Raw genomic sequence first — 15,118 nt, 5'->3', positions numbered from 1 at the left:
TATATTAAAATAAAAAGGCATATAGAAAAAATATATGCCCAATGGTATAATTTAGGGAATAAGAATAAAAGGTGTTATATAATAGGATTTCGTATACTTACTGGGGAGGATTGCTAATGGATCTTGTGGCTGCGCTATCATTATTAACTTTCATAATATATGTATTTATAGGCGTGCATACTTTTAAGTCAAGCACGAGTTCAGCAGAAACTAAGCTGTTCTTATTGTTATGCTTAAGTTTATCTATATGGTCCCTAGGATATTTTTTAGGAAATATTCCAATCTTTTTTGCATCAGAACCGTTAATGAAGCTAGCTGCTATAGGGTGGTGTACTTTTACAACATTTGTTTTTCATATTGCATTAAGATTTACTAATAATAAGCTTTTTAAGAATAAGCTCTTACAAATACTTTTATACTTACCATCTATTTTTTTGGTATATGTTAGAGTATTTTTGCCTTGGGAGAATATTAATTCAACTGATTCTATCTATGTTATTTTTTCTATGGTTGATACTATTTATAATATATGCTATCAGTCTCTTTCATTGATAGTTATAGCTATGTGGGGAAAACGACAGTTAGAATCGAATAAGAAAAGACAAGCTATAATAGTAGTGTCTAGTAGTGCAGCATCCTTTGGAATTAATTTTTTGTCAGAGGCTGGAATACTGCCCGCTATGGGACAATTTTATGCTTTAATAATGGTTTTAGGCATTTATTATGCAATAATTAAATACAATCTTTTAAAAATACCTTCAGATATTTTGTTTGATGAAATATTAGCCGAAATGATGGATTTATTTTTTCTTGTATCTCCTTCAGGTGAAATTATAGAAATAAATAAGAGGACTGTTAGTTTACTTGGTTATTCTGAGCGTGAAATTTTGAATATGAGAATAGAAGATTTATTTAGCGAAAAGGAAACAGTTAAAAAGATAGTTCTAGAGTCACCCTATGACAAACATATATATCAGGAACTTAATTGCATAACAGCATTGGGAAAACAAATTCCTATGGATGTTTCTTGTAAAAAAATAATTGATGAAAAAAGTAAGAAAGTAATAAGTACTGTTATTATTGGACATGATATAAGCCTTACTAAAAAGCTTGAATATGAGTTACATGTACATGAAGAAATTGAAGAGAAATTAAGAGTAAGTGAAGAAAAATTTCGTGTAATGTTTAGTGAACACTCAGCTATAATGCTTTTGATAGACCCTGAAAATTTAAATATTTTTTCTGCTAATGCTTCAGCTCAAAAGTTTTATGGATATGATCAGGAAGATTTTGAAAAAATGAAAATTACTGATCTAAATGGAGCGGAGAATTTAGGTAACTCAGATATAGGAAATAATCTTAAAAATATATTAGATAAAAGTGTAACTGTAATTGAAACAACACATAGACTATCTAACGGGGAAATGAGAAATGTAGAGGTTCACCCGTCTCCAATTAAGGGTGGAGATAAGATTATGGTTTTTGCAATTATCCATGATATTACAGAAAGAAAAAAAGCAGAAGAATATATAACTTACCTAGCGTACCATGACGCACTAACAGGATTAGTAAATAGAAAGTATTTTGTTGAAACCCTAGAGGAAGAGCTAAGACTTCAAGTTAATGATCCAAAAAAATTAGCTCTTATATTTTGTGATTTAGATGAATTTAAATATATTAATGATACTTTTGGACATGGTGCTGGGGATTTTGTTTTGTGTGAAGTTGGAAACAGAATTAAAGATTGTATTAAAGGTGAGGGAATTGTTGCTAGGTTAGGTGGAGATGAGTTTGCAATAATATTATTTAATATAGAAAATTATATGGATGCAGAAAAGTATATATATAGAATAAATGGCAGGCTACAGATTCCAATGAAGATAAACGGTAATAAATTAAATATAAGAGCTAGTATGGGTATAAGCGTTTTCCCTAATGATGGAACAAGTGTAGATGATTTATTAAAGAATGCAGATAGGGAAATGTATTCAGTAAAAAGAAAAAATTATGAGAATGTAAATAATTAGTTAGGTAGAGCATATTTTTATGCTCTATTTTTTATTCTACTGAATAATAAAAATATTTAATAGGACAAGAATTGAATTATTTAATTAATACAAAAAGTAGATAAAAATTAAGAAAATACTACCAAATAAGATTAAATGTTGATATATATTTAACAAAGTTTAAATAAATAAATTATAGTAATAATTAGTGTTTATTGACAATTGAATAAGTTGTGAATAATATAACTATATATCATATTAAGTCTATAGGAATTATTTATTAATACTAGACTGTGAAAAGGTGGTAAATTCATGGTTATTAACTGGAATTTTATTGTTGAAAAAATACCATTATACCAACAAGCAGCAATATTGACTTTAAAGCTTGCTTTTTGGGGAATATTAGGCTCATTTATCATAGGGATAATATGTAGTGCTATAAATTATTACAAGGTTAAGGGTTTAAATATACTAGTAAAAGCATATATAGAGCTTTCACGTAATACTCCTTTGTTAATTCAATTATTTTTTTTATACTACGGATTAACAAAATTGGGATTAGTTTTAAGTGAAAATACCTGTGGAATAATAGGACTTTCTTTCTTAGGGGGAAGTTATATGGCGGAAGCTTTTAGAGGTGGAATAGAAGCAGTAAGTAAAACACAGCTTGAATCTGGAATGAGTATAGGACTTTCTAAGTTTCAGCTGGCAAGATATGTGATACTTCCTCAAGCTTTTTCTGTAAGCATACCAGCTATAGGAGCAAATTGTATATTTTTACTTAAGGAAACATCCATTTTAGGAGCAATAGCTATAGTTGATTTGATGAACGTTACTAAAGATTTAATCGGAATGTATTATCAAACTGTAGAATCGCTACTAATGTTAGTAGTATCTTACCTAATAATACTTTTACCATTATCTTTATTTTTAACATGGCTAGAAAGGAAGGTAAGATATGCTGAATTCGGGGCTTAGTGTAATTTTTGACGGAATGAATTTTTATAGATTACTTGGTGGATTATTAGTTACAGCAAGAATTGCATTTATATCAATAGTTATAGGTTCTGTATTAGGAATAATTTATGGACTAGTCATGACTTCAAAGAATAAAGTAGTTAGAATTATTTGCAGGTTTTATTTAGAACTTTTTAGGGTAATTCCAATCCTTGTTTGGTTATTTATATTTTATTTTGGAGTAACAAGCGTATTAAACATACATTTAGAGGGTGAACTTATTTCGGTAATTGTTTTTAGTTTATGGGGAGCAGCTGAAATGGGTGATATTGTTAGGGGAGCTTTGGAATCTCTACCTAAACATCAGACAGAATCAGCTAAAGCCTTAGGACTTAACTTCTTTATGTTATATAGATATGTTCTTATACCTCAAGCTGTAAGAAGAATGCTTCCAGGTGCTATAAATTTAGCTACAAGAATGGTTAAAACTACTTCTTTAGTAGTACTTATAGGTGTTATTGAAGTAGTAAAAATAGGACAACAGGTTATAGAAGTTTCAAGGTTCAAAGTTCCAACAGCATCTTTTTGGGTTTATGGATTTATATTCATATTATATTTTATAATATGCTACCCATTATCCATATTATCTAAAAAGTTAGAAGCTAAGTGGAATAACTAGGGGGAATTAAAGTGGTTAAAGATAGTAAAGAGATATTACTAGAAATAAGTAAATTAAATAAAGGGTATGATGGGAAACAAATATTGAAGGATATCGATCTTGAGATAACAAAAGGTGAGGTTGTGGTTATTTTAGGACCATCAGGATGTGGAAAAAGTACACTGCTAAGATGTATCAACGGTCTTGAGGAAATACAAGGCGGGGAAATAAGATTAGATGGTAATAACCTTATAGATAAAAGTGTTAATTGGGGAGAAGTTCGTCAAAAGATAGGTATGGTATTTCAAAATTATGAGCTATTTCCTAATATGACAGTTATAGAAAATATATTACTAGGACCTACAAAGGTACAAAAAAGAGATAAAAATGAGGTTTTAGTGGAAGCTAAGCAGTTACTAGAAAGAGTTGGTTTAGCTGATAGAATGAATGCTTATCCAAGACAGCTTTCAGGTGGACAAAAACAAAGAATAGCTATTGTAAGAGCTTTATGTATGAATCCAGAAATAATGCTTTTTGATGAGGTAACAGCATCTTTAGATCCGGAAATGGTTAGAGAAGTTTTAGATGTTATGCTAGGACTTGCAAAACAAGGTATGACTATGGTTATAGTAACTCATGAAATGGGGTTTGCTAAAGCTGTTGCTGATAAGATTGTATTTATTGATGAAGGAAACATTCGTGAAGAAACTAATCCAGAAGAGTTTTTCACAAATCCAAAGACTGAACGCGCAAAGCGCTTTCTAAATATATTTCAATATTAAATAAAAGAGGGGATGAATAATAATGAAAAGTATTAAAAAGATTTTAGCAGCTGTAATTACAGGAACTATTTTATTAGGAGCTTTAGCAGGTTGCAGCAAATCAGCACCAACAACTGATTCAAGTAAATCTTCTATAGAACAAATAAAAGCAAATGGAAAAATAAGAATAGGTGTATTTAGTGATAAGCCACCGTTTGGTTATGTAGATTCTAATGGTAAAAACCAAGGATTCGACGTAGTAATAGCTAAAAGATTTGCAAAAGATCTTTTAGGAGATGAATCAAAAGTTGAATTTGTTTTAGTTGAAGCAGCTAACAGAGTTGCATACTTGGAATCAAATAAAGTAGATATAATAATGGCTAACTTCACAGTTACAGATGAAAGAAAACAAAAAGTTGATTTTGCTAACCCTTATATGAAAGTTTCTCTTGGAATTGTATCTCCAGATGATGCACCTATAACATCTGTTGATCAATTAAAGGGTAAAAAGCTTATTGTTAATAAAGGAACTACAGCAGAGGATTATTTTACAAAAAACCATCCAGAAATAGAATTATTAAAGTTTGATCAAAATACAGAAACTTTTGAAGCTATGAGAGATAAACGTGGAGCAGGTTTAGCACATGACAACACAGAAGTTCTTGCTTGGGCAAAATCAAATCCAGGATTCTCAGTAGGCGTTCCATCTTTAGGTGGTATAGATTCAATAGCTCCAGCTGTTAAAAAAGGTGATACAGAGTTATTAAATTGGATAAACTCAGAACTTGAAACTTTAGGAAAAGAGAACTTTATACACAAGGCATATGAGGAAACTTTAAAACCAGTTTATGGTGATTCAGTTAGTCCAGATGAGCTTGTTGTTGAAGGTGGAAAGTTAAAATAAGTTTCATTTAAGGCAGAGAAAAGTCTCTGCCTTTTTTTACTTGTTATCAATTAATTATTTCATTTGAATTTACAATCAATTAACAGTATAATATTGCAAAGGGATAGGATTTTAAATTTTATTTCTATAATAAAAGTACTTACAATGAAGTGAGTTATTTATAAAAATGTAAGTGCTGAATCATAATTAGAAAAGAAGGTATATTGAAATGAGTGAAGTTCACACGAAAAAAAATGAAATTCTTGAGGAGTGTCCTTTTTGCAATAGTAAGCATTTAGTACAGGTCAAAGATAGGATGACTAAAGCTATAGTTAAAAATTTAGAAATAGAATATGATGAAACTATATATTTTTGTACTGTAGAGAAGTCAGAATTTATTCCTAATAAGTTATCGGATGAAAATAGTTTAAGGGCTAAAGATAAATATAAGAGGGCCATGGGATTATTAACATCATATGAAATAAAAAGTATTAGGGATATCTACGATTTAACCCAAAAAGAATTTTCAAACCTATTTGGTTGGGGAGATGTGACGGTTCAAAGATATGAAAAAAAATTAATTCAGGATGAAACTTATGATGATATGATGAGGATGACACTTATTAATCCTTCTTATACTTTAATGCTTTTAGAAAAACATAAGGATAGATTCAGCGAGGACAGATTTATTCAAATCAAAAGCAATATTAAAGAGATTATCAAGAAAAAAGGAAATCTTCATTTAAAAATAGAGGAAATTAAAAATGGGTATATTGATTTTGATGAACCCTCAGAGTTTAATGGGTATAAGGTTTTAAATATAGAGAAAATTGTTTCAGTTATTGGATACTTTATTCATTACATAAATCCACTAAGTAAAGCGAAACTAATGAATTTATTATGGTACTCAGATATCCTTTCATACAAATTATATAATACATCTATTACAGGATTAGTTTATGAGCATCTTCAGTTAGGAATGTGTCCTATATCCTTTAATGAGATAATAAACCTTCCATTTATTAAAGTTGAAGAAGAACTTGTAGGAGAAGCTGTAAATTTAAAAATATGCTCAAAAGACAAGGTTGATATTTTAAGATTAAGTTTAGAAGAATTAAATGTGCTGGAAAAAGTAGCATTGTTCTTTAAGGAATTTGAAACTAGAGATATTGTGGAATATATACAAAAGGAAATTGCATATATTGAAACAGAGAAAGATAATATAGTTTCTTTTTTATTATCAAATCATATAAAGAATTTTGAATAATATTTTATATAACACCATAAGAAAAGTTATTAACTTTTCTTATGGTGTTATTTCTTATATTTTTTTAACATTGATTCAACATAATAAATAAATGATATTAAAAATGACAATAAATAATCAATTGATTAAAAATAGTTGATTAAATTATCATTTAATGATAGAATGATATCAAGGAATAAATTTAATGTTGGTTTAGAAATGATTAATAACAGTATTAAAATAAATTTTAAATGTAGGGGGATGATTTATGAGAGTAAATAAAGAAAAATGGTATAGCCTGCCTGAGCAAAGTGTATTGAATATTTTAGATACTAATATTTCAAAAGGCTTATCAGAAAAAGAAGCGCAAGATAGAATTGAAAGGTATGGAAAAAATATTCTACCAGAGGGAAAGAAGCAGAATCTATTTATGAGATTTATAAAACATTTTAATGACGTTTTAATATATGTACTTTTAGTTTCAGCAGTTATAACTGCAAGTTTAGGACATTTTGTTGATACAGCAGTTATAGTAGTTGTAGTTATTATAAATGCACTAATAGGTTTCTTCCAAGAGAATAAAGCAGAGAAGGCATTAGAAGGAATAAAAAACATGCTTTCCCTTAAGGCCCATGTAATTAGAGACGGTAAGAGATTAGAGATAGATTCTTCAGAGGTAGTTATTGGAGATATAGTACTAATAAGTCCTGGTGATAAGATTCCAGCAGATATGAGACTTCTAAGAGCTGATAATTTAAAATTAGAAGAATCGCCTTTAACTGGAGAAGCTACATCTGTAGATAAAAACACCTATATTCTTAAGGAAGACGTAGTCTTAGGCGATAGAGATAACATGGTGTTTTCAGGTACAACAGTAAGTTCTGGAACTGGTATAGGGGTAGTTGTGGCTACCGGAGAAGATAGCGAGATAGGTAAAATTAATAAGCTTATGTCTGAAGTTGAGCAGATGGAGACCCCACTTCTTAAACAAACTTCTAATTTTGGGAAGAAAGTAGCGGTTGTTATTGTAGTAATTGCTATACTTGTATATGTTTTTGGTCACTATTTAAGAGATTATACTTCTAGCGAATTACTATTATCTGTTATAGGACTTGCAGTGGCTGCAATACCAGAGGGTTTACCTGCTATATTATCTATCATATTAGCAATTGGTGTACAAAATATGGCTAAGAGAAATGCAATCATACGTAATCTTCCATCGGTAGAAACCTTAGGATCGGTTTCAGTAATATGTTCAGATAAAACTGGAACCTTAACTAAAAATGAGATGACAGTACAGGATGTTATAACAGCAGATGAGGATTACAAAGTTACAGGAACAGGATATTCACCTCATGGAAAATTTATTAAAGATGAAAAAGAAGTTAATGTAGCAGAGGATAAGGTGTTACTTGAAACCATAAAGGTTTTTAAAATCTGTAATGATTCAAGTTTAAATGAAGATGAAAATGGTAATTGGAGCATAAAAGGCGATCCTACTGAGGGATCTTTATTAACACTTAGCGAGAAAGCAAATATAGACTCAAGTAATTTATACAGAGAATCTACAATTCCATTTGATTCTGAGTATAAGTATATGGCTACATTAGTTAATCATAATGATGAAAAAATAATCTATATAAAAGGAGCTCCAGATAGGCTTTTTGATATAGCTAAGCTACAGGAAACTAAGGATGGATTAGTAGAATTTAACAAAGATAAATGGGAAGAGAAGATGGAGGCCTTAACTGAAACTGGCCAAAGAGTAATAGGTGCAGCTTATAAAAAAGTTAGTAATGAAATTGCCTCAATAACTCAAGAAGATTTAAGAACAGACATAGTTTTCTTAGGATTAGCAGGGATTATAGACCCTCCAAGAGAAGAAGCTATTGAAGCGATTAAAGAATGTGCTGAAGCTGGAATAACAGTAAAAATGATTACTGGAGATCATATAGGTACAGCTAAAGCTATAGGTAAGCAGATGGGTATACTAAATGCAGACCTAGCTATAGAAGGTAGCGATATTGAAAAAATGAGTGAAAAAGAGCTAAGAAGAGCTGCAATTAAATACAATATATTCGCAAGAACAAGCCCGGAGCATAAGTTAAAGCTAGTTAAGGCTCTTCAAGATGAAGGAATAATATGTGCAATGACTGGGGATGGTGTAAATGATGCACCAGCACTAAAGAAAGCTGATGTTGGTATAGCTATGGGAATAAAGGGAACAGAAGTTACTAAGGATGCATCAGAGATGGTTCTTGTAGATGATAACTTTAAAACTATAGTTAATGCAGTAGAGGAAGGAAGAAGAGTATATGATAATTTAAAGAAAACAATCCTATTTATACTTCCTACTAATGGTGCAGAAAGTTTTTTAATAATTGCAAGTATTCTATTTGGTACGATGATACCACTTAATCCAGTTCAAATTCTTTGGGTTAACATGGTTACCTCTGTAACTATATCACTAGCTCTAGCTTTTGAGAAAATGGAAAAAGGAGCAATGAAAAGACCACCAAGAGTAGCTAAAGCTCCATTGCTAGATAAATATTTTATTTGGAGAATTCTATTTGTATCAGTGATTATAGGGGGTGGAACATTGTTTATGAATGTTAATCTCTTAAATAGAGGGTATGATATAGACATGGTTAGAACAATAACTCTGCAAACAATAGTTATTACGCAGATGTTCCATTTGTTTAATAGCAGAAGCATAAGAGATTTTGCTTTTGATAAAAATTTCTTTTCAAATAAAGCAGTGTTCATTGTTTCGGGACTTCTTATAGTTCTACAACTTTCAATAACCTATATACCATTTATGAATACAATTTTTAATACAGTACCACTAGCATTATCTTATTGGAGATTTCCAATAGCTATGGGAGTAATAGTATTTGTAATAGTTGAGATTGAAAAGTTTATAATGAGAAAGCTTGATAAAATAGAAAGAGTTCAAAAAGTTAAGAAATCCGATAATAGATATATAGAAGTAGAGAACAAATAATAAAAAACCACCTCACAAAAAGGTGGTTTTTTCTATATATTAACTTCTCTCTCAGGGATCTTAGATTTTATGGCTTTTTCAATTTCTTCTAAGGCTCTGTTATCCTTTGGATCAATAAATAAACAGGTATAACCGCTTTCACCAGCTCTTCCAGTTCTTCCTATTCTATGTATGTAGCTCTCAGGAGTTTCAGGAATATCGTAATTATATATGTGAGAAACTCCGCTTATATCTAATCCTCTAGCAGCCACATCTGTAGCAATTAGGTATTGAATATCAGCATTTCTAAAAGATTTCATGATTCTTTCACGTTTTGATTGTAATATATCACTATGTAATTTTACGCAATTATATCCACGTTGGTGCAGAGCCAGCTCAAGTTCATCAACTCTTCTTTTGGTTCTGCAAAAGATTATAGCCATAAAAGGATTATCTTCATCAAGAACTTTGCATAGAGCATCTTTTTTTCTTCTATCAACGGTTTTAACAACAAACTGCTTAATAGAATCTAGAGTAACCTCTTTTTTCTGTACTGAAATCATTAATGGGTCAATCATATATCTATATGCCAGTTTTTTAACATCAGAGTTTATAGTAGCTGAGAAGCAGATAGTTTGACGTTTTTTAGGCGTTTCTTTAATTATAGTTTCAACTTCATTTTTAAATCCCATTAAAAGCATTTGATCTGCTTCATCTAAGATAAAAGTCTTAAGTTTACTAAGATCAATACTTTTTCTCTCAATGTGATCCAAGAGTCTACCAGGAGTTGCTATAATTAAATGAATATTCTTTTTTAATTTTTTTAGTTGAGATCCAATGTCTTTACCGCCATAGGCAGATAAAACATTTATATTTTTAACCTCTTTTAGTTTATTAACTTCTTCAGCTATCTGTATAGCTAATTCTCTAGTAGGCGTAAGTATTAAAGCTTGAGTTGATTGTAATTCAGGGGATATATTCTCTAATATAGGCAGTAAAAAAGCGAGAGTTTTTCCAGTGCCAGTTTGAGCTTCACCTATTACGTCCCTACCTTGTTTTATATAAGCTATGCTACTTTTTTGAATCTCTGTAGGTTCTGTAATACCATTTTTTCTTAATACCTTTATAATATCATCATTAATTCCTAAGTCTTTAAAATTCATAATTCATTCTCCCTTTATATTTTATGGGTCTAGTTAAGTTTAAAGGCTTTAGTGAATTATATCAAGAGCTCTTTTGAACTTTGAGTTTCCTATTAAAACGCATAAATACAATTAAAGGAATAATAACAAAGTTTATAAGTGCTACAAATTCATAATAATTAAGAAGTTTAAAAAGTATGAAAGAATTTTTAGAAGAAATATAAGCACATATAAACACTAGGAAACTAATAGCGTAGATAGAATAAGATACGTATTTTTCCCTTATATTAAAGTTTCTTAAAAGCAGTATTAATGAATAAAAGGTGATGATATATTTAAGAAGCCATCCACCAACTATCTGTAGCATTACATAAAGTTCTCCAAATTCTAAAAATTGCAGATAACTCACCTGTTGAGTTTGTAGAAGCTTAGGATAATTCATAGTAATTGCTAAATCAGGAGTAAAGGTCATTAATATACCTGAAATAGCTATAATCTCCATTTGTATAACAAATAGTAAAGCTACTACAACATATCTAGTCATTCTGCCTTTTTTATCACTTATTTTATTTAAATATGGAAGGGTTATGCAGATCGAACCATATAACCCTAAGGATTTAAGAATAGAAATAAAAAAACCAGGGGTAAGACCATGTTCAAATATAGGAAATAGAAGCTTTACATCTTTATATTTTGTTGTTAATATAGAAAGATTTATTCCAGCAATAATTATAAGCATAATTCCTATTATAGATATTGTGACAATAGAAACTAAATCCTTTTTTATTGTGTATATGGCTGGAACAACAAAAAACAATAATAAGTACCAGTTTGGTGTCTCAAGGAGCATGTTTTGATGCATTGAGTCTGCTTCAATAGAAGCACTTTCAATCAATGTAAAAAAAAGTGTAAACATAAATAAAACAATTACTATATTACCTAGGTTATTACCTATAGCTTCTCTATATATCTTAATTAAATTATAGTCTGATTTTTTTTTCCATATCGTGATTATGTATATATAAACTATAAAAATTATAATTGACGATATTATTACACCTATCCATGTATCCCTTAATCCATCGCGTATGAAGGTTGTAGGATAAGTTTTTAAAGAGACTATTGATACTCCTAGTATTAAGAAAATAAAATGTTTTGGCGAAAATTTATCCATAAAAGAGCATCCTCCTAAAATTATGGTTAACCTAGAAATAATTACATATACTTATTATCTTCGAAATAGGGAATATTATTACATATTAAATAGAAAAGTTTAAAAGGTGATGAAATATGGGAGTTTCATATATTGAATATGTAAGAGAACGCTTGAACAATACCTTTGATGTAAAATATAGAGAAATTAAGTGGCATGATAATAATATTTACATTGTTTATATAGAAAGCTTATGTGATTCCAAGTTTATAAGTGAATATATAATTGCACCAATTATGACAAGAGGAGAAGATTACGACAATGTAGATGACATAAAGGGAAGGGTTATAGTATCTAATTCAATAGCAGAGGCAAAAGGTAAAGAAGAGATTATAACTAGTATTTTAACTGCTAATGCCGTAATAATTTTTGATGATATTAATAGATGTTTATGCTGTGAGGTTAAAGGTTTTCCTAAAAGATCTATTGATATTCCCATTACAGAAACAGTAATAAAAGGACCAAGAGAAGGTTTTTCAGAGAATATCCAAGATAATATATCAGCTATAAGAAGACGGATTAAAAGCGCTAACTTAAAAATAGAAAGTGTTATTCTTGGAAAGGAATCAAAAACTACTGTTGCAATTTTTTATATGGAAGATAAAACGCCAGAAGAACTTATAAAGACAGTAAGAGACAAAATAAATGATATAAGCAGAAATTTTAAAGATGAGTTTATTTTTGATATTTCGTCTATAGAAGAAGGACTAAGGAATAAAGGAACTCCTTTTGATACTATTGGCTACACTGAGAAGCCAGATGTAGCAGCATCAAAGATATCGGAAGGAAGAGTTTTAGTAATGGCAGATGGGGGTAGTTTTGCAATAACCGCACCTTATTTTTTTATTGAAAACTTCCAAACCACTGATGACTATACATTAAATAAATTTATGGCGAATATGGCGAGATTTTTAAGGTGGTTTTCATTTGGGATATCTACTTTACTTCCAGGAATATATATAGCTTTAGTTACCTATCATTTTAAACTTGTTCCTTCAACATTTCTACTTAGAATGGCTGTATTTAGAGCTGGAGTACCAGTCCCAACAGTGGTAGAACTACTATATATGATTATATTCTTTCAAATTATAAGAGAGGCCGGTGTCAGACTTCCTCAACCAATAGGGCCCACATTAAGTATAGTAGGAGCACTTATATTAGGAGATGCAGCAGTTAATTCTGGATTGGCATCACAAGTTACAGTAGTTGTTGTAGCTATTACATCTATAGCATCATATTTAGTTCCTAAGGTTTATGTAGCAATCTTCACTTGGAATATTTTAATAATAATATTTTCAGCTTCTTTGGGATTACCAGGATTTTATATAAGCTTTGTATTATTTGTGTCTCATTTAGCTAGTTTAACTAGTTGCGGGTATCCGTATCTGTATCCATTAGGAACATTAAGAAGCTTTAAATACAAAGATGTTATATTTAGAGGAGATCTAGACAAAATATCGTCTAATATATTCTCTGAGGAGGATTAGAATATGAAAAAATTATTATGCATTTTTATGATAGTTGCAACAACTTTAAATGTGGGATGTTTTAATTACAGAGATATGAATAAATTATTATTTGCATTAGCAGCTATATTAGATGTGGATACTTCTGGAGATATAATTTTATATGGAGAGTTTTTTAAAACCCATAGGTATGGAGAAGAAAAAATGGGAAGAGAAGATAGAGTTATAATTAAGGGAAGGGGAGAAACCCTTTTAGATGCTTTTTATGATATAAATACACTTACAGGTTCTCCTGTGGCCTACGATGTTAATAGAGTTCTAATATATACTGAGAGAGCTGCAAGGGCTGGTATGGATGTCTTGGTAGATTCTTCATTAAGAAATCAAAGACCAACATTAAGAGAGTTTATGTTCATATATTGCGGTAATCCAGAAGATCTAGTAGATATCCAAATAAGGGATGAAAACTTTATAGGATTATTTCTTGATAATAGTATGATATATCAAGGTAAGTTATTGAATATTGCAAGACTTAGACTTGATGAATATTCAAATAATAGGCTCATGGGAAGCCGAGTCAATATAATGCCTATTATAAAAACAAGTGAGGAGAGTAAAAGAGATCGACTTGAATTTAGTGGTGCAGCTATTATAAGTGATGATAAAATGATAGGAAGACTGGAAAAAGAGGAAGTAGAGGCATATAAATTTCTTATGAATGATATTAAACTTGGAGCTATAATAACTAAAAATCCTATGAATGAAGGTAAGGTTATATCACTAGATATATTAAAAGGCTCCACTAAGAAATCTCTTAAGTATAATGGAGATAGAATAGAATGTGACTTTAAAATTAATGTTAGGTCATCTTTAGAGGAGGCGCAAAAGGGTATAACATTAACAAATGATAATATTAGAAAGCAGATAAAAGAATCAGCAGAAAAAACTGTAAAGGATAAGTGTGAAAATCTATTAAGAAAATGTAAGGAAGAAAATATAGATATCTTAAATATACAAAGAGAGCTAGAAGTTGAATATCATGGGCTTAATATTGAAAACATAATGGATAAAGTAGATTTTAATTTAGACATAAATATAGATATAGAAGGAAGTCAGGTAATTAATGATTCAAAATAGCAGGAGAGATAGCTTAATATTTATATAATAAAAGATAATTTTGGAGCCATAGCAAAACTAAATATGCTAGTTTTGCTATGGCCCCTTTTGACTATAATTAAATAATATATAATTACAAAATTAATTTAAGAATTAGAACAATCCTCATCACAAATATTATATTTGATATCATAATCGAAATAATCATTTTTATAGGCCCAATCACACATCATTCCAAGAATAGGGATAACCTCTTTGCCACTATTCGTTATGGAGTACTCAACCTTTGGAGGAACTTCAGGATAAATCTTTCTCACGATTAAGTGATTTTCCTCTAATTCTCTTAATTGTTTAGTTAATATTTTATGTGTAATATCAGGAATAAAATGTTGAATTTGAGTAAATCTTAAAGTTCCGGATTTAGATAAAAACCATAAGATTAGGGGTTTCCATTTACCACCTATAACCTCAAAAGCTACTTCAAATTCACAGGTAGCATTTTTAGTTTTATTTAGATTGTTGGGCATAAGCACCTCCTAAAGATTTAATGATAATGTATAATATTATTATACTATAAAAACTAAATTTAACATAATATAGGTATCATAAAGGATACTATCTATCAATAAAGTACATTCTTGTTTAACCTCAACTATATGTCTATACTGTATTTAATGAAATAAATAA

General features: G+C 29.8%; 12 protein-coding genes. 9 read left to right on the top strand and 3 right to left on the bottom strand.

Annotated features, from left to right (window positions below):
• The first annotated feature begins 116 nt into the window (after window positions 1-116).
• From B3N22_RS06230 to B3N22_RS06200, 7 genes are all read left to right on the top strand, one after another.
• Window positions 117-2,027 (top strand): diguanylate cyclase domain-containing protein, encoded by a 1,911-nt coding sequence (locus B3N22_RS06230; RefSeq protein ID WP_286905525.1) that lies wholly within the window; start codon window positions 117-119, stop codon window positions 2,025-2,027.
• Window positions 2,028-2,318: 291 nt separating this feature from the next.
• Entirely contained in the window at window positions 2,319-2,984 is a 666-nt protein-coding gene (locus tag B3N22_RS06225) for an amino acid ABC transporter permease (protein ID WP_286905523.1), read from the top strand.
• Window positions 2,965-3,642, top strand: coding sequence for an amino acid ABC transporter permease (locus B3N22_RS06220; RefSeq protein WP_286905522.1), 678 nt, complete (start codon window positions 2,965-2,967; stop codon window positions 3,640-3,642). The genes B3N22_RS06225 and B3N22_RS06220 overlap by 20 nt, the downstream gene beginning before the upstream one ends.
• 11 nt (window positions 3,643-3,653) lie before the next feature.
• Window positions 3,654-4,403, top strand: coding sequence for an amino acid ABC transporter ATP-binding protein (locus tag B3N22_RS06215; RefSeq protein WP_286905520.1), 750 nt, complete (start codon window positions 3,654-3,656; stop codon window positions 4,401-4,403).
• Window positions 4,404-4,425: 22 nt separating this feature from the next.
• On the top strand, window positions 4,426-5,286 hold the full coding sequence (locus tag B3N22_RS06210; RefSeq protein WP_286905519.1) for a cysteine ABC transporter substrate-binding protein: 861 nt from the start codon (window positions 4,426-4,428) through the stop codon (window positions 5,284-5,286).
• Window positions 5,287-5,494: 208 nt separating this feature from the next.
• Window positions 5,495-6,532, top strand: a complete 1,038-nt coding sequence (locus tag B3N22_RS06205) for a type II TA system antitoxin MqsA family protein (protein ID WP_286905517.1) — start codon at window positions 5,495-5,497, stop codon at window positions 6,530-6,532.
• A 247-nt stretch (window positions 6,533-6,779) separates the two neighbouring features.
• Window positions 6,780-9,515, top strand: a complete 2,736-nt coding sequence (locus B3N22_RS06200; protein WP_286905515.1) for a cation-transporting P-type ATPase — start codon at window positions 6,780-6,782, stop codon at window positions 9,513-9,515.
• Window positions 9,516-9,547: 32 nt separating this feature from the next.
• Here the strand turns inward: B3N22_RS06200 and B3N22_RS06195 are convergent, their stop codons facing one another.
• Both B3N22_RS06195 and B3N22_RS06190 read right to left on the bottom strand, forming a co-directional pair.
• Window positions 9,548-10,657, bottom strand: a complete 1,110-nt coding sequence (locus tag B3N22_RS06195; protein ID WP_286905513.1) for a DEAD/DEAH box helicase — start codon at window positions 10,655-10,657, stop codon at window positions 9,548-9,550.
• Between the two features lie 61 nt (window positions 10,658-10,718).
• Window positions 10,719-11,810, bottom strand: a complete 1,092-nt coding sequence (locus B3N22_RS06190; RefSeq protein ID WP_286905512.1) for an endospore germination permease — start codon at window positions 11,808-11,810, stop codon at window positions 10,719-10,721.
• Window positions 11,811-11,926: 116 nt separating this feature from the next.
• On the opposite strand from B3N22_RS06190, the gene B3N22_RS06185 reads away from it, so the two are divergent.
• A complete protein-coding gene (locus B3N22_RS06185; RefSeq protein ID WP_021803404.1) occupies window positions 11,927-13,336 on the top strand; it encodes a spore germination protein in 1,410 nt (469 codons plus the stop codon).
• A 3-nt stretch (window positions 13,337-13,339) separates the two neighbouring features.
• A complete protein-coding gene (locus B3N22_RS06180) occupies window positions 13,340-14,452 on the top strand; it encodes a Ger(x)C family spore germination protein (protein ID WP_286905510.1) in 1,113 nt (370 codons plus the stop codon).
• Window positions 14,453-14,577: 125 nt separating this feature from the next.
• Here B3N22_RS06180 and B3N22_RS06175 read toward each other — a convergent pair whose 3' ends face one another.
• Window positions 14,578-14,958 (bottom strand): winged helix-turn-helix transcriptional regulator, encoded by a 381-nt coding sequence (locus B3N22_RS06175; protein ID WP_021803402.1) that lies wholly within the window; start codon window positions 14,956-14,958, stop codon window positions 14,578-14,580.
• Between the last annotated feature and the right edge of the window lie 160 nt (window positions 14,959-15,118).

Origin of the sequence: Clostridium sp. UBA1652 (genome assembly GCF_002320975.1) — a bacterium.
Classification (GTDB): Bacteria; Bacillota; Clostridia; order Clostridiales; family Clostridiaceae; genus Clostridium_T; species Clostridium_T intestinale.
Note: the sequence above shows the minus strand (reverse complement) of the source record. Positions and strands in the feature narration are given on the sequence as shown.

Coding starts and splice junctions, on each gene's coding strand:
- B3N22_RS06230 (WP_286905525.1), top strand. CDS start 117: ATGGATCTTGTGGCTGCGCTATCATTATTAACTTTCATAATATATGTA.
- B3N22_RS06225 (WP_286905523.1), top strand. CDS start 2,319: ATGGTTATTAACTGGAATTTTATTGTTGAAAAAATACCATTATACCAA.
- B3N22_RS06220 (WP_286905522.1), top strand. CDS start 2,965: ATGCTGAATTCGGGGCTTAGTGTAATTTTTGACGGAATGAATTTTTAT.
- B3N22_RS06210 (WP_286905519.1), top strand. CDS start 4,426: ATGAAAAGTATTAAAAAGATTTTAGCAGCTGTAATTACAGGAACTATT.
- B3N22_RS06205 (WP_286905517.1), top strand. CDS start 5,495: ATGAGTGAAGTTCACACGAAAAAAAATGAAATTCTTGAGGAGTGTCCT.
- B3N22_RS06200 (WP_286905515.1), top strand. CDS start 6,780: ATGAGAGTAAATAAAGAAAAATGGTATAGCCTGCCTGAGCAAAGTGTA.
- B3N22_RS06195 (WP_286905513.1), bottom strand. CDS start 10,657: ATGAATTTTAAAGACTTAGGAATTAATGATGATATTATAAAGGTATTA.
- B3N22_RS06190 (WP_286905512.1), bottom strand. CDS start 11,810: ATGGATAAATTTTCGCCAAAACATTTTATTTTCTTAATACTAGGAGTA.
- B3N22_RS06185 (WP_021803404.1), top strand. CDS start 11,927: ATGGGAGTTTCATATATTGAATATGTAAGAGAACGCTTGAACAATACC.
- B3N22_RS06180 (WP_286905510.1), top strand. CDS start 13,340: ATGAAAAAATTATTATGCATTTTTATGATAGTTGCAACAACTTTAAAT.
- B3N22_RS06175 (WP_021803402.1), bottom strand. CDS start 14,958: ATGCCCAACAATCTAAATAAAACTAAAAATGCTACCTGTGAATTTGAA.